The sequence below is a fragment of the Companilactobacillus sp. FL22-3 genome (genome assembly GCF_054881455.1).
Genome location: NZ_JBTYYZ010000004.1, coordinates 101,538 through 123,448, shown reverse-complemented (window position 1 = coordinate 123,448; position 21,911 = coordinate 101,538). Strand labels below are relative to the sequence as shown.

At 37.9% G+C, this 21,911-nt stretch carries 23 protein-coding genes; 3 read left to right on the top strand and 20 right to left on the bottom strand.

The annotated features are described in order from the left end of the window. Window positions 1–178: 178 nt before the first annotated feature. The 3 genes from ACYT32_RS05125 to rpsO all read right to left on the bottom strand — a co-directional run bounded on the left by ACYT32_RS05125 (window position 179) and on the right by rpsO (window position 3,459). Window positions 179–1,126, bottom strand: coding sequence for a tetratricopeptide repeat protein (locus tag ACYT32_RS05125; RefSeq protein WP_395264856.1), 948 nt, complete (start codon window positions 1,124–1,126; stop codon window positions 179–181). Window positions 1,127–1,162: 36 nt separating this feature from the next. Beyond that, a complete protein-coding gene (locus ACYT32_RS05120) occupies window positions 1,163–2,860 on the bottom strand; it encodes a ribonuclease J (protein WP_395264857.1) in 1,698 nt (565 codons plus the stop codon). A gap of 329 nt (window positions 2,861–3,189) precedes the next feature. Continuing rightward, a complete protein-coding gene (gene rpsO / locus ACYT32_RS05115; RefSeq protein WP_395264858.1) occupies window positions 3,190–3,459 on the bottom strand; it encodes a 30S ribosomal protein S15 in 270 nt (89 codons plus the stop codon). Window positions 3,460–3,674: 215 nt separating this feature from the next. On the opposite strand from rpsO, the gene rpsT reads away from it, so the two are divergent. Next, complete coding sequence (gene rpsT, locus ACYT32_RS05110; RefSeq protein ID WP_395264859.1) at window positions 3,675–3,923, top strand: 30S ribosomal protein S20; 249 nt, start codon at window positions 3,675–3,677, stop codon at window positions 3,921–3,923. A gap of 156 nt (window positions 3,924–4,079) precedes the next feature. On the opposite strand, the gene holA is transcribed toward rpsT, so the two are convergent. From holA to ACYT32_RS05025, 17 genes are all read right to left on the bottom strand, one after another. Next, the gene (gene holA / locus ACYT32_RS05105) at window positions 4,080–5,102 is read right to left on the bottom strand and encodes a DNA polymerase III subunit delta (RefSeq protein ID WP_461793368.1); all 1,023 of its coding nucleotides are present in this window, start codon (window positions 5,100–5,102) and stop codon (window positions 4,080–4,082) included. Then, window positions 5,053–7,023: a DNA internalization-related competence protein ComEC/Rec2 gene (locus tag ACYT32_RS05100; RefSeq protein WP_395264862.1), complete on the bottom strand. Its 1,971-nt coding sequence runs from the start codon at window positions 7,021–7,023 to the stop codon at window positions 5,053–5,055. The genes holA and ACYT32_RS05100 overlap by 50 nt, the downstream gene beginning before the upstream one ends. Next, complete coding sequence (locus ACYT32_RS05095) at window positions 6,981–7,319, bottom strand: hypothetical protein (RefSeq protein WP_395264863.1); 339 nt, start codon at window positions 7,317–7,319, stop codon at window positions 6,981–6,983. Before ACYT32_RS05095 ends, ACYT32_RS05100 begins: the two co-directional genes overlap by 43 nt. A 2-nt stretch (window positions 7,320–7,321) precedes the next feature. Then, complete coding sequence (locus ACYT32_RS05090) at window positions 7,322–7,942, bottom strand: helix-hairpin-helix domain-containing protein (protein ID WP_395264864.1); 621 nt, start codon at window positions 7,940–7,942, stop codon at window positions 7,322–7,324. A gap of 39 nt (window positions 7,943–7,981) precedes the next feature. Next, window positions 7,982–9,037 carry a SepM family pheromone-processing serine protease gene (locus ACYT32_RS05085; RefSeq protein ID WP_395264865.1) on the bottom strand — a complete coding sequence of 352 codons (1,056 nt, stop codon included), beginning with the start codon at window positions 9,035–9,037 and terminating at the stop codon, window positions 7,982–7,984. Between the two features lie 6 nt (window positions 9,038–9,043). Next, window positions 9,044–9,535 (bottom strand): pantetheine-phosphate adenylyltransferase, encoded by a 492-nt coding sequence (gene coaD / locus ACYT32_RS05080; protein WP_395264866.1) that lies wholly within the window; start codon window positions 9,533–9,535, stop codon window positions 9,044–9,046. Window position 9,536: 1 nt separating this feature from the next. Then, window positions 9,537–10,088: a 16S rRNA (guanine(966)-N(2))-methyltransferase RsmD gene (gene rsmD, locus ACYT32_RS05075; protein ID WP_395264867.1), complete on the bottom strand. Its 552-nt coding sequence runs from the start codon at window positions 10,086–10,088 to the stop codon at window positions 9,537–9,539. Beyond that, on the bottom strand, window positions 10,085–10,351 hold the full coding sequence (locus tag ACYT32_RS05070; RefSeq protein WP_395264868.1) for a YlbG family protein: 267 nt from the start codon (window positions 10,349–10,351) through the stop codon (window positions 10,085–10,087). Before ACYT32_RS05070 ends, rsmD begins: the two co-directional genes overlap by 4 nt. A gap of 4 nt (window positions 10,352–10,355) precedes the next feature. Then, complete coding sequence (locus tag ACYT32_RS05065; protein WP_395264869.1) at window positions 10,356–11,534, bottom strand: FtsW/RodA/SpoVE family cell cycle protein; 1,179 nt, start codon at window positions 11,532–11,534, stop codon at window positions 10,356–10,358. Between the two features lie 134 nt (window positions 11,535–11,668). Further along, window positions 11,669–13,510 (bottom strand): translational GTPase TypA, encoded by a 1,842-nt coding sequence (gene typA, locus ACYT32_RS05060; RefSeq protein ID WP_395264870.1) that lies wholly within the window; start codon window positions 13,508–13,510, stop codon window positions 11,669–11,671. A 74-nt stretch (window positions 13,511–13,584) separates the two neighbouring features. Further along, window positions 13,585–14,364, bottom strand: a complete 780-nt coding sequence (locus ACYT32_RS05055) for an inositol monophosphatase family protein (RefSeq protein ID WP_395264871.1) — start codon at window positions 14,362–14,364, stop codon at window positions 13,585–13,587. Further along, complete coding sequence (locus ACYT32_RS05050) at window positions 14,348–14,641, bottom strand: UPF0223 family protein (RefSeq protein WP_395264872.1); 294 nt, start codon at window positions 14,639–14,641, stop codon at window positions 14,348–14,350. Before ACYT32_RS05050 ends, ACYT32_RS05055 begins: the two co-directional genes overlap by 17 nt. A 126-nt stretch (window positions 14,642–14,767) precedes the next feature. Continuing rightward, window positions 14,768–16,195: a dihydrolipoyl dehydrogenase gene (gene lpdA / locus ACYT32_RS05045; protein ID WP_395264873.1), complete on the bottom strand. Its 1,428-nt coding sequence runs from the start codon at window positions 16,193–16,195 to the stop codon at window positions 14,768–14,770. Window positions 16,196–16,201: 6 nt separating this feature from the next. After that, window positions 16,202–17,506 (bottom strand): 2-oxo acid dehydrogenase subunit E2, encoded by a 1,305-nt coding sequence (locus ACYT32_RS05040; RefSeq protein ID WP_395264874.1) that lies wholly within the window; start codon window positions 17,504–17,506, stop codon window positions 16,202–16,204. A gap of 24 nt (window positions 17,507–17,530) precedes the next feature. Further along, window positions 17,531–18,508, bottom strand: a complete 978-nt coding sequence (locus ACYT32_RS05035; RefSeq protein ID WP_395264875.1) for an alpha-ketoacid dehydrogenase subunit beta — start codon at window positions 18,506–18,508, stop codon at window positions 17,531–17,533. A 2-nt stretch (window positions 18,509–18,510) separates the two neighbouring features. Continuing rightward, window positions 18,511–19,614: a pyruvate dehydrogenase (acetyl-transferring) E1 component subunit alpha gene (pdhA, locus tag ACYT32_RS05030; protein WP_395264876.1), complete on the bottom strand. Its 1,104-nt coding sequence runs from the start codon at window positions 19,612–19,614 to the stop codon at window positions 18,511–18,513. 147 nt (window positions 19,615–19,761) lie between these two features. After that, a complete protein-coding gene (locus ACYT32_RS05025) occupies window positions 19,762–20,760 on the bottom strand; it encodes a D-2-hydroxyacid dehydrogenase (RefSeq protein ID WP_395264877.1) in 999 nt (332 codons plus the stop codon). Between the two features lie 241 nt (window positions 20,761–21,001). Between ACYT32_RS05025 and def the strand changes: the two genes are divergently transcribed. Together def and ACYT32_RS05015 are read left to right on the top strand one after the other, a co-directional pair. Continuing rightward, a complete protein-coding gene (def, locus tag ACYT32_RS05020) occupies window positions 21,002–21,562 on the top strand; it encodes a peptide deformylase (RefSeq protein WP_395264878.1) in 561 nt (186 codons plus the stop codon). 134 nt (window positions 21,563–21,696) lie between these two features. Further along, window positions 21,697–21,909 (top strand): DNA-directed RNA polymerase subunit epsilon, encoded by a 213-nt coding sequence (locus ACYT32_RS05015; protein ID WP_395264880.1) that lies wholly within the window; start codon window positions 21,697–21,699, stop codon window positions 21,907–21,909. The last annotated feature ends 2 nt before the right edge of the window (window positions 21,910–21,911 follow it).

The window sequence follows — 21,911 nt, the reverse complement described above, 5'->3', positions numbered from 1 at the left end:
TCATAAGATTGATCCAAAGAAAATGTTCTTTAGACGACTCTTTACTGAAAAATTATACTACTTTCAGAGGTGAAAGCAAAGTAATTCAACGCAAATCACCGACTAAAAATATACTCTTTGGAGTATACAGGCCGTAATTGAAATTGTAAATACTCAAAGTGAAAAAAGTTTAAAAATTTCACTCCTGGAAGGTATTTATTAGTTCATCGAACCTTTTTAGCCAAGATTGTACTTCGTCTAAACCCGAATTATCACTTACTTGTGAATCATCTACTAAACCATACCTTAAAAGCATAGCTTTTGTCCAGAGTTCAGGGGTTTTTATTATTTCATCTCCGAACGGATAGACAAATGCGGCGTAAAGCGATAATTCACCCTTGAAGTTTTCCATTTGGGTTTCGTTTTCATCCGTCAGCAATTTTTCTAATTCGTCACACATTTTCAAATAGACACTAGTTGACATGATAGGCATTAAGGTACTTGGATTGCAAGTTTTATTTTCACCGTAAAACGAGATATCAACCTCTTCATCAACCCCAAGTTTCAACAAATTCTCCAAAGCTTCGCTCTTCAAAAGCGGATGTAACAAGGGATTGCCCAATAATATCTTCGAATTTTTGATGTAATCTTCCTTGTTGAATTCCCTTAATTTTCTTAACAATTGAATTTGTTCGGAAGTCGGTTCAGTCACGATCGATAACAAACGCCGGATGATATTTTCCTTTTCAGGCTTAAAGGAACGTTCATGTCGGTCTTCAGCGATAGCAATTCTTTTCTTAAAATCATCGACGAATTCAGGTTTGATCTGAGGCGGTTGATTGGTGTCATAAAAATTCAACATTTGATTAGCTAACAAAAAATCATTGTTTTCTAAAATAATATCAAGCGCCAATTCCGCCGTTTCGGGTTCACTGAGGTAGTAATTAAAATAATCTAAAATTACCGCTTCCGCATCGCCAGGTCTTTTTTGATTCAACAAAGAAGCAGCAAGCCCTCTGTTGATATTAAAGGATTGCTGCATCGAATATGCTTGCGTATATAAATCTGTGGCTTGATCCCAATCACCTTGGTCAAAAGCTTCTTCTGCCTGTTCAATAATTTTCTTTAAATTATCTGAATCGTCCATACAATACCTCAATATATTCGAATTGATGAAACTCTTTTACTTCTTTGCTTTGCGATGTCTATTTTGATTAACTTCCATAATGACTGGCAAAATAACTGGATGTCTATTCGTTTGTTCATACAAGAAGTGGTTCAAGTTATCACGAACGCCTTGTTTCAAGTCTGACCAATCGAAATCTTTACTATTTTGCATATAATCAACAATTGTATTGACGATAATATCTGAGCTTTCACTCAAAAGGTCACGGCTAGCACGCATGTAAACAAAGCCTCTAGCTGTTATTTTGGGCTTAGCAACGACTTTTTTCTTCTTGCGGTCAATTGTAGCTACTGCAATGAAAACTCCGTCTTCGGCCAATAATTCACGATCACGCAAAACGATACTGCCAATATCACCAACGCCGATACCATCGATCATCGTATCGCCAGCATCAACACCTTTAGCTTGGTAGAATTGACCATTTTCATAGTTTAAAACATCACCCTTTTTAGTTAGGAAAATGTTTTGGTATGGTACGCCGGTTTCGTGGGCAATTCGAGCGTGAGCATCAAGTAAACGATATTCCCCTTGAATTGGAATAACATTTTCAGGATTCAATAAATTGATCATCAATTGCAAGTCAGATTTATTAGCATGGCCTGAAGAATGTTTGTCATCACTCAAAGCTTTCACTTCAGCACCGGTACGATAAATTGCATCACGTGCTTTAGCAACAGTTGTATCCATTGCATGTGAAGGAGTTGTGGCAATAAATACTAAATCACCATCCTTGATCTGGAACTTGGTCTTAGCAGCTGGATTAGCCATCTTCTGCAATAATTTGACAGGTTCGCCCATTTTACCAGTTTCGATGACAACTAACTTATCGTCTTCAACTTTTTTCAATTCTTTAGGTTTAACTAGTAACTCTTCATCACTGATCTTTAAATAACCTAATTTCAAAGCTGTCTTGAGGATCTTTTCTGCATCAGTACCGGATAGGAAGACACGACGACCAGTTTTAGCTGCAGCGTCCAGCACTTGTTGCATTCTTTGAATATTTGAAGCCACTTGGGCTACAATAATTCGTCCCGTATGATAACTGAATGTATCTAAAATATATTCATAGATATCTTTTTCGCTTGAATTTTCATATGGAGATTCGGCATTTGCTGAGTCGCTTAAAAGAGCTAAGACACGCTCACTACCTATCTTAGCGATTCGACCGTAGTCAGTCTTGTAAGTTGGTGCAGCGGCTTGATCAAATTTGAAATCACCAGTATAAACGATCTGACCTTCGCTAGTCTTGATTACAATACCTAAAGAGCCAGGGATCGAATGTGTAGTTTTGAAGAAGGAAACCGAAGCTTCCTCAAAATCAATCGCTGTATTTTCGTCAATAATATGAAAATCATTGAACTTTTTACTACGACGATCATTTGAGCAAACAATTTTAGCCAATTCAATCGTCATTTCTGAACCAAAGACAGGAATATCATATTCACTGATCAAATATGGCAAAGCACCGATAGCATCAGCATGTCCGTGCGATAAGAAGATTCCCACTACCTTATTGATATTCTGTTTGATATATGTCATATCGGGTACGACCATATCAATTCCATACAAGTCATTATCAGGATATTGTAAACCAACATCCAAAATATAGATCTCGTCATTTACTTCAACGGCATACATATTTTTTCCGTTTTCACGTACGCCACTTAACAAAATTATTCTAATTTTTTTGTCCATTTTCATCTCTCATTTCATTAATGAATAGCATAGATCATAATATTCTATTGTGATTTTTAAGTCTTGTAAGACTATTTAAGCTATACCTGATTTTTATTCTAACATATGAAAGTGGATTTAGAGAAAATAAAGGCAAAAAACTAGTTTTGGAAGATCTTTGGCAGTTGGAATATTTTCTGAATTTGGTTTATGGTCGATTTTAAGTTTAACAGCTTCTTAATGATATATGTTCATCTTTGGTGACCCCATAACATACTCTAGACAGCGCAGCTGTCAAGAGTATGTAAAAAAAAAGAGCCCTCCCGAATTGGGAGAACTCTTAAATCGTATTAACGACGTAGTCCTAATGACTTGATCAATTCACGGTAACGTTGAACGTCCTTGTCACGTAGGTAAGCAAGTAGGTTACGACGGTGACCAATCTTCTTAAGTAGACCAACATATGAATGGTGATCTTTCTTGTTAACTTTCAAGTGATCGTTAAGTGCATTAATATCATAAGTTAAAACAGCAATTTGTACTTCTGGAGAACCTGTGTCTCCGTCTTTGCGTGCATATTGCTTGATAATTTCGTTTTTCTTTTCTTTTGAAATAGCCATTTCATTCACCTTTTCCTTATATATTTAGCCAGACTATGTCTGCGTTGGTGATTCGTCAGACAGAGCATGGTTAACACAACTAAATAATTTACTACAAAATCAATAATATTGCAATACTGAAAAAAAATCGACATTTCATTGCATTGTGAAAATTAATTATGTATAATTCTATGTATTGAGTTTTAAACCTATCAAGGTAATCGGAGGTGAAATTAATGCCACAAATTAAATCAGCTATGAAACGTGTAAAGACTGCCGAAAGCGCAAACCTTCGCAACACTGCACAAAGAAGTTCAATGCGTTCAGCAATTAAGAACTTCGAACAATCAGCTGCTAAAAACGCTGACAACAAAGAAGATTTGTTCAGAACAGCTGTTCGTGCAATTGATATGGCTAAGTCAAAAGGCCTAATTAAGGCTAACAAGGCTGCTCGCGATAAGTCAAGACTAGCAAAATTGAATTAATGATAAGCAGCCGTTAGGTTGCTTTTTTTATTTGTCAATTTTTTGTTAGTCATATCTGGCTTAAACAATTGTAAAAACATTTTTAGTCCACAAAACCTCTGATTCTAATTGAGTCAGAGGTTATTTTTTGCGCTGATATTTAAGAATACTTGTATCTTAGGCGTACTTAGCAATAAAGAGATCGAATAATAATTCTTTATCGCCCTGCCCTGATTTAATTTGATAGTCCAATTGCACGATATCACTGTACATCTCTTGCAGTCTTTGTTGATTCAAATTTCGAGCATCCCGATAGGCATATTTAACTCGATAAGGATTCAAACGGAGATTCTTGGCGATTGAGGCTTCCGATAACCCTTTTTGTGACAATACTTTCACTTGCAACAATAATCTCAATTGAGAAATGATGATGGCAACTAACAAGATTGGGTCAATTTTTTGCAATAAGAATTGACGATATAATTCTTCGGCTTTATAAACATTTTTCTTCAATATCTCGGTCATCAAATCAAAAACATTGTCTTCTAATGATTGTGGAACTAATGCACTCACTGCTGCTTGATCGATAGTTTTAGTTTGAAGTGCATAAAGTTTTAACTTTTCCAGCTGATTTACGATCAAAGAATAGTTACTCTTGGTTTTGTTGATCAGCATTTCTAAAGCCGCTGGCTCGATCTGGTATCCGGCTTTCTTCAAGTCATCATTGATCAAACTCTTTAAGACCGGTCCTTCCATTTGTCCGGCATCAATTGGTGTAGCTGATTTTTTCAGTTCCTTAACAATTTTCTTACGTGAATCCAACTTATCATAAGCGGCAAAGATCACTAAGATAGTTGAGGGAGTGGGATTTTGAAGATATCTTAATAGTAATTCCGGATTCTGGTCGATTGCATTTTTGGCTTTTTCACCAGTGAGAAAAAATGGGTGTTGAGCAAAAACCAATCGTCTTTCACCAAAAAAAGGTGCTGAGATAGCTTCATTGATCATATCGGCAAGTAGATCATCTTCCAGATCAAAGCTTGAAAAGTTCATCTCACGTTCTTGTTCGCTCATGATTGACTTAAACGCTTCTTGTATCTCTTTTAGAAAAACTTCTTCTTTTCCTGTCACTAGATAAACATTTTGAAGTTTACCTTGTTGTAAATCTTTTTTTAATTCCGTTATTTTCAAGCAAGTCACCCTTTAAAAAAGTCGTTATTTTCTCTTCATTATTATAGGAAAAATAATACCAAGTAATCATACCATAATCTGCCGTATTAAAATATTGTACATGGTACTTTTGTAAGCGTTGGAGAGTTTCGATATTAGGATGTCCATAACGATTATTTATCCCAGCTGAAATAAAACCAAACTTTGGTTTAGTTTGTTCTAATAGTTCCTCACTTGTCGAGGTCCTAGAACCGTGATGACCCACTTTTAAATAGTCGACTTTAAAATGATGATCTTTTAAAATAGCTTGTTCGCCTTGATCGTCCAAATCGCCAGGAAAGAGCCAATTTTTCTGGTTGATCTTAGCTAGTAAAGTGAGAGAATCGCCATTTTCACCGATACTTTTCAGATGAGGCCACAAGACGTGCCATTTAATTGACCCTGTATCAACGACATTTCCTTGCTGTAATGGTTGGAATTTAATTCGCGGATGAAGTTTTTGGGCTTGTTTGATTCGGGTATTATTCTCTAAACCAGTTCCAAAGTCGACTTCCTTGACCGTAAATTTATTCAAAATCGTTTCTAAATTACCGATATGATCGACATCCTTGTGTGAAAGAAAGATTCTATCGATTTGACTAATTCCACGAGACTTCAAAAATGGAATCGTACTAGTATCGACTTGGTCACTACTGACTCGTTTAGCCCACTCTGGCGTCGGAAAATGCAGCTTACCACCGACATCGATTAAAAAAGTTTTTCTTCTAAAAGGTGTCGTCACGATAATACTATCCCCTTGACCGACGTCGATTAAATTTACTGAACCAAACAGAGGCACTTTGTTTAACAAGATACAGCAGCTAAAAATTAGCAGATAGCTTACTAAATAACGATTCCACACCGACTTACTCTCCACTAAAAACAAAACCAAAACGACTAATAAAACGACGATCAAAATGGGTAGACTGCCGGTCACAAAGGTAAAATTGGAGTCATGCGCAACTGTATCTAGGCAGCTATAAAATTGCTCAAAAAACTGATTTACCATCTTCCAGATCGACCAGTTGACCGTTAGAGCTGAAAACAAAGTTACCGGTAAGATGAAATACGTGAAAAAGGGAATAAAGATGACATTGGCCAAAAGAGTCAATAAATTGAATTGATAAGTATAAAAACAAATTAATGGCAGACTGACCAAATTCATTTTAAAAACCGTTGTTAAAAATTTGGTCCCTCGATATAGATAAAGAATTGCAAAGGACAACAGGAAGCTCAGTTGACCACCCATTTCCGTTATTCCGAATGGGTAAATCAGTAAACAAATCATGATTGTTATACTAAAAACATCCAAACGGCTATATGAGAGTTTCAATTTGTGCAAAGAAATCTCAACCATCGCTAAGACAATGGCCCGCCAAATACCACTCTTAGAACCGACTAGCATCCCATAACACGGCAATAATACTAATATTGCCGTATCGACCCATTCTAAAGGAAGTTTGATTGTGGAAGTCAATTTTCGCAACAATGTTAGTAAAATCAGCACGTGCAGTCCAGAGAGACTAAATAAATGAATCACTCCTAAAACACTGAGTAGTTTCAAAAAATTCTTATCTGAATTTTCTGTATAACCGATAATCAAACTTTGTGCATGAATCCGGAGCCATTTTGGTAATTTACGGAGATATTGAATGATATGTATTCGTAAAACATTTATCTTATCTAAAATCGTCTGTGGTTGAAAGACCGATTCTGAACCAATCTGTTTTAATTCAACTGTGTAATGGATATTTTTATGAGCTGTATAGCGTTGAAAGTTGAATTCACCAGGATTTCGCGGTCCATCAATTCTTGTGATCTTTTGGACCACTACAGGAGCAACAACAATCTCTGCTTGATTTTGCCATTTTAACTGGGCCTTTTTTGAAGGTATTCGATAAATAAGGCGCACTGTCTGCGACTTAGTTTTATTTCACCACTGAGCAGATCACCATTAACATTCACAACATCTGGAGCAAAAATTCCCGAATTGATCTGAGATGGCTTTGGCGGTGAACTATTTAACCACTGACAGCGAATCAAAAAAGTCGTTGCAACTAGCAAGATCAAGAGTAACAAACGGAGATTTTTCAATTGAATGATCCTAATTAATAAGACTGCTAAAATGATGACAAATAATTTTGATTCAAAATAAATGGCAATTACACAACCAGCTACTAAGGCTGGAAAAATCAAATGATCTTTCATAGTTAGACCGTCAATTGATCCTTTAGGCGCTCAATCGTTTTTTCACCGAATCCCGAAACCTTGGTCAAATCATGCAGGTCCTTAAAGTCACCATTTTGTTCACGAAAGGCGATAATCTTTTCGGCCTTCTTGGGACCGATTCCACTGACATCTTTAAAATCATCGACCGTAGCTGTATTGATATTAACGACCTTTTTTTCACTATTCGTATTCCCACCAGTCGTCACTGAGGGAGTTTTTTCACCCTTGATTGGAACATAAAGTTGCATCTGATCAGTCAATTTCTTAGCTCGATTTATTTGAGTCATATCAGCTTGAGCATTCACGCCACCCGCCTGGGCTAATGCATCTTGTACAATCGAATCTTTTTTCAAACGATAGACACCTGGTTTTTGAACCGCCCCTTCAATATCGACTACTAAAAGTTGCTTAGAATTGTTGGTTTTAGGCTTGGTGGGAAGTGACTTAGTTTTCTTGACTGGAGCCGTGTTCTCCACTTTTTCTTGAGCTGTAACGGTTTTGGACTGATGAGTCAAAAAATAACCGCTTCCTAACAAAATAACCACGACGCTGATTAAAATAGTAATTTTTTCTCGTTTACAATAATCCAAGATTTTATCCATCTCTATCACCTCAAACTAAAGTACGAAAAAAAACAGCCCTTATTTGGACTGTTTTGTCTTTTCAAGATAATTAATCGCATCATTTAAATTCTTAACTGGTACGATCTTCATCTTAGTATGAAGTTTCTTAGCTGCTCGAAGTGCTAAATGATAATTATTGACGTAACTTGGATCGTATTTCTTGATCTCTTTAGTAATGGGATCATTTGGTGCAAAGAAGATCGTTGCCCCTTCTTGAGATGCTGCATAAACCTTCTTTTCGATTCCACCGATTGGTCCAACTGTTCCATCAGGAGCGATCGTACCAGTACCAGCAATCGTTCGACCAGCTTTCAGGTCTTTATTAGCTACCTGTGAGTAAACTTGCAAGGTAAACATTAGACCTGCTGAAGGTCCTCCAATATCGCCAGCATTGATTTTTGTTGGTGGATTACCTTTGGCTTCAGTATTATCGGTTAAGGTAATACCGAGTCCAAAACGCTTCGTATCAGTCAATTTTACTAAACCGCCACTTGCAGTTTCTTTCTTACCGTTATGTAAGAAACTAATTTTCACGGTCGAAGTCTTTTTTTGTTTTCTAACATAATTAATAAACTGAGTCGAATTATTGAAATGATAGCCATTAATAGAGGTAATAGTATCACCGATCGACAATTTCTTTTTAAAAGCAGAATTGTCCATGATATCCATTACATAAACTCCTAAATACTTCTTAGTAAATGGTTTGCCAGCTTTAGAATAAGCCGCCTGGATAGCATTATTTTGAGCAGATTTCATATAGTACTTCTGAACTTGAAAATACTGCTGACTGTTCTCGTCGCCCATTAAATCTTGTTGCGAATAAATTGTTTCAAAATTATTTCCTAATGACTTGATCAAGGTGTATGGCGTTCCACTGACGATTCCAACCGTAGTCAGCAATAGATTACCTTTGGCCTTATCATGCTTGCCATCGACTTGAACAAATTGAGAAGTATCTTCTGCACTACCTGGGACTTCCAAATAGTAGCCCGTAGGCATCAAGAAAAAGGCTACAACAACGATGAAAATAAAAATTCCACCGAAAACTTTGTTTCTAGTTTTATTGAATTTCAAAATTAATTAGTCCTTCCTGTACTTCTCTATCAATGCATGTGCCACTGCCGAAGGAACATAACCTGAGATATCCCCGCCGAAACTAGCAACTTCTTTCATCATTGATGATGATATCGTAGCATACTTAGGGTCAGCAAGCAGAAATATTGTTTCAATTTTTTTATCTAAAATGCGATTGATTGCGGAAATTCCAGATTCGTATTTAAAATCATCGGCTGTTCTCATGGAACGTACCAAAAAATTAGCATTAAGTTCTTTGGCTAACTTAACGGTTAATTGCCCCTTAGCGTCTACGACTTGGACATTTTGCAAATCCTCAATCTCGTTTTCAATGAAACGCTTTTTTTCTTCATAAGTAAATAAATAATTCTTCGACGTATTAGTCATCGGTGCCACGTATAACCGATCAAACAAACTGGCTGCCCGACGTATGATATCCAAGTGACCAAAAGTCACCGGATCAAAACTTCCGACAAAGAGTCCAATTTTTTTTGGCATATTATCCTCCAAATCGATACAAGGCTACTTTGGTATCTTTATAACTTTTTTCTTTCAACAATTCGATCTGATCAAAATCATTCAGGTCAATTTGATAATCAGTTTCATCAACGATAATGGCGCCATCATTCAACAGATTATTGATTACCATATCTTTAATGATCTGCTCGGTTATTTTCATACGATAAGGTGGGTCAAGAAAGACTAAATCAAATTTGACTTGGTCTTCCGTAAATTTAGCTAACGCATCTGTGGCGGATGTTTTCATCACGATGAAGTTATCGCTTGACCGTGTCTTTTCAACGTTTTCCTTGATGGTATTGATTGCTTTGTAGGCCTTATCCACTAAATAAGCTTTTTGATAACCACGAGAGACTGCTTCAATACCTAAACTACCAGTTCCGGCAAACAAGTCCAAAGCCACGCCGTCAACCAAATAAGGCGACAACATACTAAAAACAGCTTCTTTAACTTTGGCTGAAGTTGGACGAGTATTGTTAGTCGGTACTGCCTTTAAATTTAAACCGCGAAACTTTCCTGAAACAACCTTCATTGATCTTCCTCATTTGACTTATTAAAATTTAAAACAAAATGTTCATCGAGTTCCTTACGATGTGCTAAAACAACCCGTTTGACATAATTTTTTGAAGTTAATTCCTTCTTAACTTCAGCCACTTTATTTGAATTCACATAAAGCATGACATATTTCATCTTGGGAGAAGTGTAATAAATCGTTCCATAACGTTGTAACTTTTTTCTCCACTTTAATGAGTAGACCCAGACATAAAGTGCCTGACGCTCTACTTTTTTATACATAGGATCACCCTTTTTTAACTTTTTCAAATTTTGCTGTCGCTTCCAGATTCAAAACTACCCCTAACGCAACAGACAAAACTAACATACTAGAACCACCATAACTAATAAATGGCAAAGTTACACCAGTCAATGGTACTAAACCTAACAATCCTCCGACATTAAGGACCGTTTGCGCCAAGATCATCGTCGCCACCCCGTAATAAATCAAAGAATTATAAGTCTTCTTAGAACGAAATCCTAAGGAAATCATTCGTAAAATAATTATCATCAAAAGTCCTAAAATAACTAATACACCAACGAATCCCAATTCTTCACTGATGATTGCCATAATAAAATCTGTATGTGGTTCTGGTAAATAGCCCCGCTTTTGGATACTATTGCCAAGTCCGACGCCGAAGATCCCCCCATTACTGATGGCGTAAAAGGAGTTGACCAATTGTGCTCCAGCATGCTGTTCCAATTGGAAAGGATGCTCCATGGCTAAAAATCTTTGATAGGCATAATTATGTCTGACAAAAGCTGGCGGAAATTTTGTAATAACGACTAGCGCTGCGACAAAAAGTGTTATCAAAATGGCCACAAGCTGCGAAATCAACTTACCTGGAATGGTTGAAGAAGTGATTAAAACTAGCGTAATCAGCGATAAAATTAAAGCCCCACCAATATCGGGCTGAAAAAAGACCATCGTAATGATTAAGCCCACTACAACCAGGGGCTGAACCACTTCTTTGATAACCTCTCGCCAGCCATTCTTAGTGAGCAAACGAGACTCTTTGTTCGTTAGCACTAAAGCCAAAAACATAATTAGAAATAATTTTGACAATTCCAAAGGTTGAAAGTTGATCAGGCCCAAATTAATCCAGGCCGATGCACCATTGACTCGACTACTGGGCACTAAAACAGCTCTAACTAACAAGTAAAATAGCGAGCCTAAAGTCACGACCATGACGAAACTCAGTATTCGCTGATTTCTAAGAACCCGCTCTTTCAACATGAAAGTTATATAGCATAAAAAGAGTCCCACAACCGCATATGAAGCTTGTTTGATCAAATATTGGTCAGTCTTACCGCCAGCAATCAATGCATTGTAAAAACTAGCTGAATAAACCATTACTATCCCAATGCCGAGTAATAACACAAAGGGAATAACTATCCATAAGTCTATTTTCCTGATTTTTTTCACAATCGAACTCCTAAAAATCTGATAATAAGATTATACCACCAAACAATTCGATAAAAAAACGTCCCTTGGCAAGAAATCCACTTCAAAAAAAAGAGGTTAAGACTAATCGTCTAAACCCCTCATCTATTAATTAATTATTTTGTATTTTTCTTTTGTTTGTCAAACTTCTTACGTTCGTTTGTGTTCAAGATCTTCTTACGTAATCTAACGTTTTTAGGTGTTACTTCACAAAGTTCGTCTTCATTTAGGAATTCGATTGATTGTTCAAGTGACATATCCTTAGGAGTCTTGATAGCAGCAGCGTGATCTTTACCAGCAGCACGAGTATTTGTAAGGTTCTTACCCTTAGTAACAGTAACAGCGATATCTTGATCACGGCTACTTTCACCAACGATCATACCTTCATAAACTTCAACACCGGCACCAATGAACAATGTACCACGGTCTTCAACTGATTGAAGTGAATATGTTGTTGATGGACCTTGGTTGATTGAAACCAAAGCACCAGTTCTTCTACCTGGGTTCCAGTTCTTAACAACTGGTTTGTATTCTGAGAATGTGTGGTTCAAAATACCATAACCACCAGTCATTGATAGGAATTCAGTTGAGTAACCGATCAAACCACGAGATGGTGCTGAGAAAATAAGTCTTGTTTGACCATTTCCAGTACTTTCCATGTTGACCATGTCACCCTTTCTTTGTGACATTGAGTCAATAACGGAACCAACATATTCATCAGGTGTATCGATGGTTACCTCTTCAAATGGTTCACACTTTTGATTGTCAACTGTCTTGTAGATAACTTCTGGACGTGATAGTTGCAATTCGAAACCTTCACGACGCATTTCTTCAACAAGGATTGACAAGTGAAGTTCACCACGACCTGAAACTAACCAAGCACCAGCTTGATCTGTGTCTTCAACTTTAAGTGAAACATCAGTGTGCAATTGTCTCTTTAGACGATCTTCAATCTTTCTGGCAGTAACTTCTGTACCTTCACGACCAGCGAATGGTGAATTATTTTGTAAGAATGTCATTTGTAGTGTTGGTTCATCAATACGTAGCAATGGAAGTGCTTCTTGATGATCGACTGGTGTAACAGTTTCACCAACATAGATATCTTCCATACCAGAAACTGCAATCAAGTCTCCAGCTTTAGCTTCGTTGATTTCAACTCGATTCAAACCTAAGAAACCAAATAACTTAGTTACCCGGAAGTTCTTAGTCGAACCGTCAAGTTTCATAACGGTAACATTATCACCAACTGCGATCTTACCACGGAACACACGACCGATACCGATACGACCAACGTAATCATTATAATCAAGCAAAGCAACTTGGAATTGTAATGGTTCGTCAGAATTATCAACTGGTGCTGGGATAGTCTTCAAAATTGTATCGAAAATTGGGTTCATTGTGTGTTCTTGATCAGCAGGATCTGATGAGTAACTTGATGTTCCGTTGATAGCTGAAGCATAAACAACTGGGAAATCAAGTTGTGAGTCGTCGGCACCTAATTCAATGAACAATTCAAGAACTTCATCCACAACTTCTTCTGGACGAGCACCTGGACGGTCGATCTTATTGATAACAACGATAGGTGTTAAGTGTTGTTCCAAAGCTTTCTTCAAAACAAAACGTGTTTGTGGCATTGTACCTTCATAGGCATCAACAACCAACAATACACCATCAACCATCTTCATGATACGTTCAACTTCACCACCGAAGTCCGCGTGTCCTGGTGTATCCAAAATATTGATCTTCTTGCCATCGTAATCAACAGCTGTATTCTTAGAAAGGATTGTGATACCACGTTCTCTTTCAATAGCATTTGAATCAAGGGCACGATCTTGAATTTCATAATGTGAACCCAATGTATCTGATTGTTTTAGCATTTCGTTAACTAATGTAGTCTTACCGTGGTCAACGTGAGCGATAATCGCAATATTTCTAATATCTTCTCTTCTCTTAGTCAAGTTAGTTCTTCCTTCCGTAAATACGTGTTTAAATTACTAGCAATAAAAAAACTGTGAATGATTGTCACAGTTCACTAACGCGTTTTAAGTGTCTTTAGCGCTTCAGAAACAACTTTCTGAGTACCAACTATTACGACTTGTGATTCTAACATATTTATTGGGGCACCGTCAATACTAACAACGCTCATCCCTGCAGCCTCACACATAACGCGTCCAGCGGCTAAATCCCAAGGAGCTAAGTATGACATATACATGACCTCTTTTCCAGTCAAAAGATGGCCAAAAATAATTCCAGCACTCCCATAAACTCGAAAACCGCTACTCTTCTTAATGACATCTTGCACCGAAAATCGATTGCTCAAAGCCATTGGAGCGGATACGTCAACTAGCCCTTCTATCAGGGGCAGATTCTTTGGTTCTTCAATTCTTTGATCATTGATAAATAAACCAATTTCTTTGCCGCCGTGATAAATTTCATTATCCATGACATCTATAATAGCACCAATTAACGGTTCACCGTCAATGTAAACGCCAATCATTGATGCAAAATTATCGCCACGTTTAACAAAATTCATCGTTCCATCGATTGGATCGACAAAAAAGACCAAACCTGACATGTCCTTAACTAAATCGCCATAGCCTTCTTCACTAACGATTGTTGCTTGTGGATAGGCCTTTTTGATTGCATCATTGATAAATCGTTCGGTTTTTTTATCGAAATTTGTTACTAAGTCGTTGCGATTCTTCTTCGTGTCCACAGACATTTTTTTGACTGAGTCCTCACGTAAATTAGCACCGACTTGATTAAGCAGTTCAACTAAAAATTTATCGATTTCTCTACTTTTTATTTCCATTTGAAATCCTGACTTTCTCGCTAGCCTTAGCTTGCTGACAGCGTTTGAAGACTTGATAGATCGAATAACCCGATTCCAGTTCAAACTCCTTGTCTAAACGTTTTTGTTCCATCTTCATCGGAACCACTTGTTGAAAAGCTCGATACTTTTGCAAAAACTCATCGCGCTTAATACCACCTTCATAGGCTTTCTCAACCGCATTATACAATGCAATCACCGTAACAATATCACTTTGACTCCAGGCAGCATCGAGCGGATAACTATAATTCTCTTGCATAAGGCAATCTCCCTTGGCTTTTACTCTACTATACAAAAAAAGCGGTGCAATTGCATCGCTTTTTTCCTCTTAAAATTCATTTAGTATACGAAATAAACATATTACGGTTTCTAAATAAAAGTCGTGCTAAATATGAGTAGGGTAACCGATCAAAATATCGGCAGCTTCTTGAATTGGTTCACCCAGTGTTGGATGTGGATGAATTGTTAGAGCAATATCTTCCGCATTCAATTGACAGTTAACAGCTACACTCAATTCAGAGATCAAATCACTAGCACCAGGACCAACGATTTGACCACCTAACAAAGTACCAGTATCTTTTTCAGCAATTAATTTAACAAATCCTTCAGCGGCATCTAGTGAAACAGCACGGGCATTCCCTGCAAATGGGAACTTAGCCACTTTGACCTCAATGTTCTTATCTTTAGCATCTTGTTCAGTCAATCCCACACTAGCTAACTCAGGATCGGTGAAACAAACGGCTGGAACACCAATATAGTCATTGGCAGTGTTCTTACCTGAAATTGCCCCAGCAACTGTCTTAGCTTCAAAGAAAGCCTTGTGAGCCAAAGCTGGTCCCGGAGTAATATCACCGATTGCGTAGATATGATCGACGGATGTTTTACCTTGTTGATCGACTTCAACTAAACCACGGTCGGTTGTCTTAACATTTGTCATTTCCAAGCCAAAATTGTCAGTATTTGGACGACGTCCGACAGTAACCATGCAATAGTCTGCCGTTAATGTTGTTGGTTGACCATCGACTTCATAAGTTACTTCAACACTATCGCCTTTATTTTCACTCTTCTTAGCCATGGCATTGGTAATAATTGTGACACCTTTCTTTTCAAGGTTCTTTTTCACAATTGAAACCATGTCTTTTTCAAAGTTAGGAATGATATTTGGAGAACCTTCAAGAATGGTTACGTGTGAACCAAGGTTAGCATATGCACCGGCTAATTCTGTTCCGACATAGCCACCACCAATGATGATGAATTCCTTAGGAACTTCTTTCAAGTTTAAACCACCAGTTGAATCGATCACACGGTCATCAAACTTGAAACCTCTAATTTCAATTGGACGACTACCAGTTGCTAAAATTAAATTCTTAAACTTGATTGTTTGGCCACCGCCATTGTCCATAAATTGTCTAGGACCACTTGGCATGACCCGCAATTGTGTATCACTGTCTAAATATGCTTCACCATTGATCAATTCAACGTGATGTTTCTTCAACAGCATCTGTACACCGCCAGTCATTCTGGCTACAACTTTTTCATCTTTCCAAGCTTGTGTCTTAGTAAAGTCAATTGTGGCATCACTTGTAGTAATTCCATAAGTCGAAGAATCTTTAGCTTGTTGAAGTCTGTGTCCAGCTGTGATCAAAGCCTTTGAAGGCACACAACCAACGTTTAAACAAACTCCCCCAACTGTATCAGATTTTTCAATTACGGTAACATCTTGTCCTAATTCAGAAGCTCTGATTGCGGCAACATAGCCACCAGGGCCTGAACCAATAATAACGGTATCTTTTTCTATTACGTTTTCTGCCATTTTAAACTAGCCCTCCATTAATAGCATATCTGGATCATGCAATAACTTCTTCAAGAGGTTCAAAGCATTTTGGGCTAAGGCACCATCGATCAATCTGTGGTCATAACTCAATGATAGCTTCAACATATTTCCTACTTGAATATTGCCATCTTCATCAACATAAGGTTCCTTGGCAATCTTACCAACACCAAGAATTGCAACTTCAGGATAATTGATAACTGGTGTGAACCAGCCGCCGCCGATTGAACCGACATTACTGATTGTGATTGAACCACCGGACATCTTATCCATACTCAACTTGTTGTCATAGGCAGCTTGTGAGTTTTCAGTGATTTCTTTAGCAATTTCAAACATACCTTTAGAATCAACATTCTTAACGTTTGGTACGTAAAGTCCGTGTTCAGTATTTGTAGCAATTCCGACATTGTAATAGTGCTTGTAGACGATTTCTTCAGTTGAATCGTCGATTGAAGCATTCAATTCTGGATATTCCTTCATTACGGCTACAAGAGCTTTCACGATGTATGGCAAGAATGTCAAATGAATACCTTTGTCAGCAGCAATTGCCTTATATTTCTTACGGTTAGCCATCAAAGCAGAAACTTCAACGTCATCAAAACTTGTAACGTGTGGAGCAGTGTGCTTGCTAGTTAACATTGCTTTAGCAATAGCTTTTCTAGTTAGTGACATCTTTTCACGAGTTTCAAGTTCAGGTGTAGCTGACTTGTATGGCGTGATTGGTTGTGCAGGAGCAGCAGCTGTTGGAGTTGCAGCAGTCGAAGCAGCAGGTTGTGCTGCAGCAGCTGGATTGCCACTCTTGTATGCATCAATATCACTCTTGGTAATTTGACCATGTTTACCACTAGGAGTTACTGTTGAAAGATCAACACCTTGATCACGTGCATACTGACGAACAGATGGCATTGCTAAATAATTAGCATTCGCAGAACCTGTTGGAGCTGCAGCAGGTTGTGCTGAGGCAGTTTGTGCAGGAGCTGCATTGTTTGCCGGAGCGGCTTCTTTCTTTTCATCAGCTTTTGGTGCAGGTGCTTCATCGTCGCCAGAATCTGGAGAACCATCGTCGATCACGATCAAAGTATCACCGATCTCTACTGTGTCCCCTTCTTGAGCAACAATTTGTTTAACAGTACCAGAAACAGGTGATGGTAATTCTTCGACTGACTTATCATTTTGAATTTCAACTAAAGAGTCATCTTCTTTAACGGTGTCTCCTTCTTTTACAAGCCAGCTGGCGATTTCACCTTCAGCCATACCTTCACCAAGTTCTGGTAATTTAAATTTGTATGCCATAGTTCTTTTCCCTTCCTTCGATTATTAGTAGTTGAGAATTTCGTTTACTTTTTCTTCAATTTCTTTAGCACGTGGAATCCAAATGTCTTCACCAAGAGCAAATGGATAGACACTGTTTGGAGCAGCGACTCTACCAATAGGTGCATCGAGTGAAAGGATAGCATCTTCGGCGATTGCTGATGCAACTTGAGCACCAACACCGGCCATCTTTTGTGCTTCTTGAACGATTACTACTTTGTGAGTCTTTTCAATTGATTTGAAAATTGTTTCAGTGTCAATAGGTGAAACTGTTCTCAAGTCAATAACTTCAGCGGAAATATTCTTTTCTGCCAATGTATCGGCAACTTTAAGAGCTTCACTTACTTCGGCTCCATAAGCGACGATTGTAATATCATTACCTTCACGAGCCACATTGGCCTTATCCAAAGGTACAGTATATTTACCATCAGGAATATCGTCTTTCATTGAACGATACAACTTCAAGTTTTCCATGAACAATACAGGGTCATTATTTTCAACTGATGAGATCAACAAACCTTTAGCATCGTAAGGATTACTTGGCATTACGACACGTAGTCCTGGGATTCCAGTGAAGAAGTTCTCGAGGTTATCAGCGTGCATTTCAGCAGTGTGAGTACCACCACCATATGGAGTTCTGATAGTTACCGGAGCATTCTTTAAACCATCGAATCTAAAACGCATTCTTGCCAATTGACCAGCAATTTGATCAACAGCTTCGAATGAAAAGCCCATGAATTGGATTTCTGGTAGTGGACGCCAGCCAGTCAAACCAAGACCAGTTGCCAATCCTAAAATTCCTGATTCAGCAAGTGGAGTATCGAAAACTCGGTCTTCACCATATTTCTCTTGAAGTCCTTGAGTAGTTCTGAAAACACCACCATTTTTACCAACATCTTCACCGAAGATCAATGTTTTTGGATCGTCTTCAAGAACAATGTCTAAGGCGTCTGTAATTGCTTGAATATAAGTTTTCTTAGCCATTTTTACTTCGACTCCTTTGCTTCGAATTTTTCAATTTCTTGTTTCATTTCTGGAGTTGGAATTTCAAATGTACGTTTCAACATATCGGAAACTTTATCAGCTGGAACATCATCTGCTTCCTTGATAGCTTCCTTGAAGCTTGCTTTGTACTCTTCAACTAATTTGTCTTCTTGATCTTCTGACCAAAGTCCCTTGTCTTCCAAGATCTTTCTCAAACGAATCAATGGATCTTTATCGAACCAAGGTTGTTCTTGTTCCTTAGTTCTGTAACGTTTAGGATCATCACCAGCACTTGAGTGGGCACCGAAACGATATGTCAAAGTTTCAATCAAGACAGGTCCATTTCCAGCAACCATGTAATCACGAGCAGCCTTAGCAACTGCATAGCAAGCCAAGATATCCATACCGTCTACTTGAACACTAGGAATACCCGCTGCAACAGCTTTTTGAGCCAAGGTTGGAGCAGCTGTTTGCTTTACACGAGGAGTTGAAATAGCGAAGCCATTATTTTGCACGATAAATAAGACAGGTGCTTGATATGCTCCGGCAAAGTTCATCCCTTCATAACTATCACCTTGAGAAGTACCACCATCACCGGTATAAGTGAATGCAATCGTATCTTCTTCTTTATTCTTCTTGATACCTAAACCAACACCAGCAGCTTCAACATAAGCAGCACCGATAATGATTTGTGGCATCATTGAACGAGCCTTGAACTTATTACCAACAACGTGTCCTCTTGACCAAAGATAAGCTTCAGTCACGGTTGCACCGTGTTGAATCAATTGTGGAACATCACGATAGGCAGGAAGCAGATAGTCTTGCTTTTTCATTGCTAAGACAGTCCCCATTTCAGATGCTTCCTCACCTTCAGTAGGTGCGTAAAATCCCATCCGTCCTTGACGAGAGAAGTTCATAGTTTGTTCGTGCAATGCACGTTCCCAAACCATCTTTTTCATAAATTCAACTAAGTCGTCATCAGAAAAAGTATCAAAAATTTCTTGATTAGTTATTTCAGCATTTTCATTCAAAACCTGAATAGGCTTTGGATTATCTGCTAAATTATTTTTAATTGATTCAAAATCAACAATAGGTTTATTTGCCATTCTCCACAGTCCTTTCAAAAAACTCATCCCTTGTGAATACTGTAAGGGCTTTCATATAATTTTAGTCTACCATTGATCCCCTAAAAAACAAGGGGTTTAGGCTTTCTTTCACGAAAAAAAATTTCATTAACATTGTGAAATATCTAACTATTTGCTGAAATCAACCTCATTTTTTGATGTACCAGTGTTTAATTCTTCGACCATCGAATTGAGTGAAACAGTGGCCATATTCTTGACAGCCTTGGTTGTATAGAAAGCAATGTGAGGTGTCAAAATGAATCTTGGGCTCTTGATCACTTTTTCTAAAAGTTCATCTGTCAAGCCTTGATCGCTTAAATCAGAATTAAAAATACCGACTTCATTTTCATAAACATCGAGCACAGCACCATAAAGTTTTCCACCCGCAACGGCATCGTAAAGATCACTCGTATTTACTAAATCGCCTCTGGCAGTATTGATTACGATAGCGTCGTCTTTCATTTCGGAAATGGTCTTGCTGTTGATCAAAGTATTGCCTTTACCTAAACTTGGAATGTGTAAAGTTACAACGTCGCTTTCTTTAAGTAAAGTGTCGAGATCATCAACATAGAGACCTTCTTTTTCGATCTCAGGGTTGTGAAACTTATCATAAGCAATAACTTTAGCGCCAAAACCTTGATAAATTTTTATAGCAGCGCGACCAATACGACCCGTTCCAGCAACTCCCACAGTCAATTGGTTCAATTCACGTCCAATATCAGGAGCCCAACGGAAGTCATTTTGGTCAACTTTACGGATCATGTGTTTCATGTTCCGCAATAGAGCCATCAAGCCAATCACTGAATATTCAGCGATAGCTTCTGGAGAATAGCTTGGTACGTTGGTTAAACGAATCTGGTTTCGTTTCAAGGCCTCAACTGGAACATTGTCCACCCCGACGTTTCTCAACGAAATTACGTGAATCCCATACTCATTCATTTGATCGAAAACTTTTTCATCATAAGGAAGTTGTTGATATGCAACGACCCCATCATAACCTTCAGCCATTTTGACAGTTTCAGGAGTTAACAGATCTGTGACGATCTTTACTTCGATCCCATTTGCTTGAGACCATTCCTGAATATACTTCTTCTCATCATGTCTGACACCGTAATCAATTAACTTCATTTCTCAAACCTCCAGTATTTTTTATGTGACCCTGTAATCGGTAACATATACAATAATAGTTTAGCATTTTACTTTTCATTATCACAAAATTAGCACTCAGAAATGGTTGCTAAAAAAAGCTAGATAGTTTTCAATGAAACTTATCTAACTTTTTTTTCAAATATTTCTATTTTTGATGAAAATTAATCTATAATAATATTACTAAGGTAAATTTTGTACTATTAAACATTTGGAGGAAAATATGTATTTTATGAAAGATATCGTCCGTGATGGCGATCCAGTTTTAAGAAAAGTTGCAGCTAAGGTTGAATTTCCACTAAGTGATGACGACAAAAAACTAGCTGCAAACATGATGGAATATCTTATCAAGAGTCAAGATGAAGAATACGCCGAAAAGCATCAACTAAGAGCTGGCGTTGGTTTAGCCGCTCCTCAAGTGGGCGTTTCAAAAATGATGGCTGCGGTATTGGTACCAAACGACGATGATCCCGACAAGCCCCTATTAAAGATCACTTTGATCAACCCAGTTATCGTGAGAAACTCGGTTCAAAAAGCTGCTCTCTCTGAGGGTGAAGGTTGTCTATCAGTCGATAACGACGTTCAAGGCTTTGTTCCACGGGCTGATCGCGTTACGATCAAGTACGATGACTTCGATGGCAATCAACAAACTCTACGTGTCAGAGATTACCCTGCTATCGTTTGCCAACACGAAATCGATCATTTAAACGGTCACTTGTACTACGACAAGATCAACAAGACTGCTCCATTTGATCTTGACCCAAGTACGATCGTAATTTCTTAGTCTGGTGTAAGTATACTTACTTTCTTATATATGGTAGAATTGTGCTATCTATTGATTACTGCACAAATGGACTGGAAAAAAAGTCAAATGAAACTGACCTGTTTCATTTAATTCAACTAAAGGAGAAACAAATATTGATTTATAAAGTTTTATATCAAACAAGTGAACTAGATAACCCCCGTCGTGAATTTACACATTCACTTTATATGGATGCCGCTTCAAGCATTGAAGTACGTGCAGCCGTTGAAAAAAATACTGACTACGAAATTGAATTTATTCAGGAACTCGATGAAAAACACCTTGAGTACGAAAAGAAGAGCCCTGATTTTAAATTGACGGAGTTTTAGTT

What these genes read in the sequence shown, in the direction of transcription:
- ACYT32_RS05125 (WP_395264856.1), bottom strand. Translation starts at nt 1,126, where the DNA reads ATGGACGATTCAGATAATTTAAAGAAAATTATTGAACAGGCAGAAGAA.
- ACYT32_RS05120 (WP_395264857.1), bottom strand. Translation starts at nt 2,860, where the DNA reads ATGGACAAAAAAATTAGAATAATTTTGTTAAGTGGCGTACGTGAAAAC.
- rpsO (WP_395264858.1), bottom strand. Translation starts at nt 3,459, where the DNA reads ATGGCTATTTCAAAAGAAAAGAAAAACGAAATTATCAAGCAATATGCA.
- rpsT (WP_395264859.1), top strand. Translation starts at nt 3,675, where the DNA reads ATGCCACAAATTAAATCAGCTATGAAACGTGTAAAGACTGCCGAAAGC.
- ACYT32_RS05095 (WP_395264863.1), bottom strand. Translation starts at nt 7,319, where the DNA reads ATGAAAGATCATTTGATTTTTCCAGCCTTAGTAGCTGGTTGTGTAATT.
- ACYT32_RS05090 (WP_395264864.1), bottom strand. Translation starts at nt 7,942, where the DNA reads ATGGATAAAATCTTGGATTATTGTAAACGAGAAAAAATTACTATTTTA.
- coaD (WP_395264866.1), bottom strand. Translation starts at nt 9,535, where the DNA reads ATGCCAAAAAAAATTGGACTCTTTGTCGGAAGTTTTGATCCGGTGACT.
- rsmD (WP_395264867.1), bottom strand. Translation starts at nt 10,088, where the DNA reads ATGAAGGTTGTTTCAGGAAAGTTTCGCGGTTTAAATTTAAAGGCAGTA.
- ACYT32_RS05070 (WP_395264868.1), bottom strand. Translation starts at nt 10,351, where the DNA reads ATGTATAAAAAAGTAGAGCGTCAGGCACTTTATGTCTGGGTCTACTCA.
- ACYT32_RS05055 (WP_395264871.1), bottom strand. Translation starts at nt 14,364, where the DNA reads ATGGAAATAAAAAGTAGAGAAATCGATAAATTTTTAGTTGAACTGCTT.
- ACYT32_RS05050 (WP_395264872.1), bottom strand. Translation starts at nt 14,641, where the DNA reads ATGCAAGAGAATTATAGTTATCCGCTCGATGCTGCCTGGAGTCAAAGT.
- lpdA (WP_395264873.1), bottom strand. Translation starts at nt 16,195, where the DNA reads ATGGCAGAAAACGTAATAGAAAAAGATACCGTTATTATTGGTTCAGGC.
- ACYT32_RS05040 (WP_395264874.1), bottom strand. Translation starts at nt 17,506, where the DNA reads ATGGCATACAAATTTAAATTACCAGAACTTGGTGAAGGTATGGCTGAA.
- ACYT32_RS05035 (WP_395264875.1), bottom strand. Translation starts at nt 18,508, where the DNA reads ATGGCTAAGAAAACTTATATTCAAGCAATTACAGACGCCTTAGACATT.
- pdhA (WP_395264876.1), bottom strand. Translation starts at nt 19,614, where the DNA reads ATGGCAAATAAACCTATTGTTGATTTTGAATCAATTAAAAATAATTTA.
- ACYT32_RS05025 (WP_395264877.1), bottom strand. Translation starts at nt 20,760, where the DNA reads ATGAAGTTAATTGATTACGGTGTCAGACATGATGAGAAGAAGTATATT.
- def (WP_395264878.1), top strand. Translation starts at nt 21,002, where the DNA reads ATGTATTTTATGAAAGATATCGTCCGTGATGGCGATCCAGTTTTAAGA.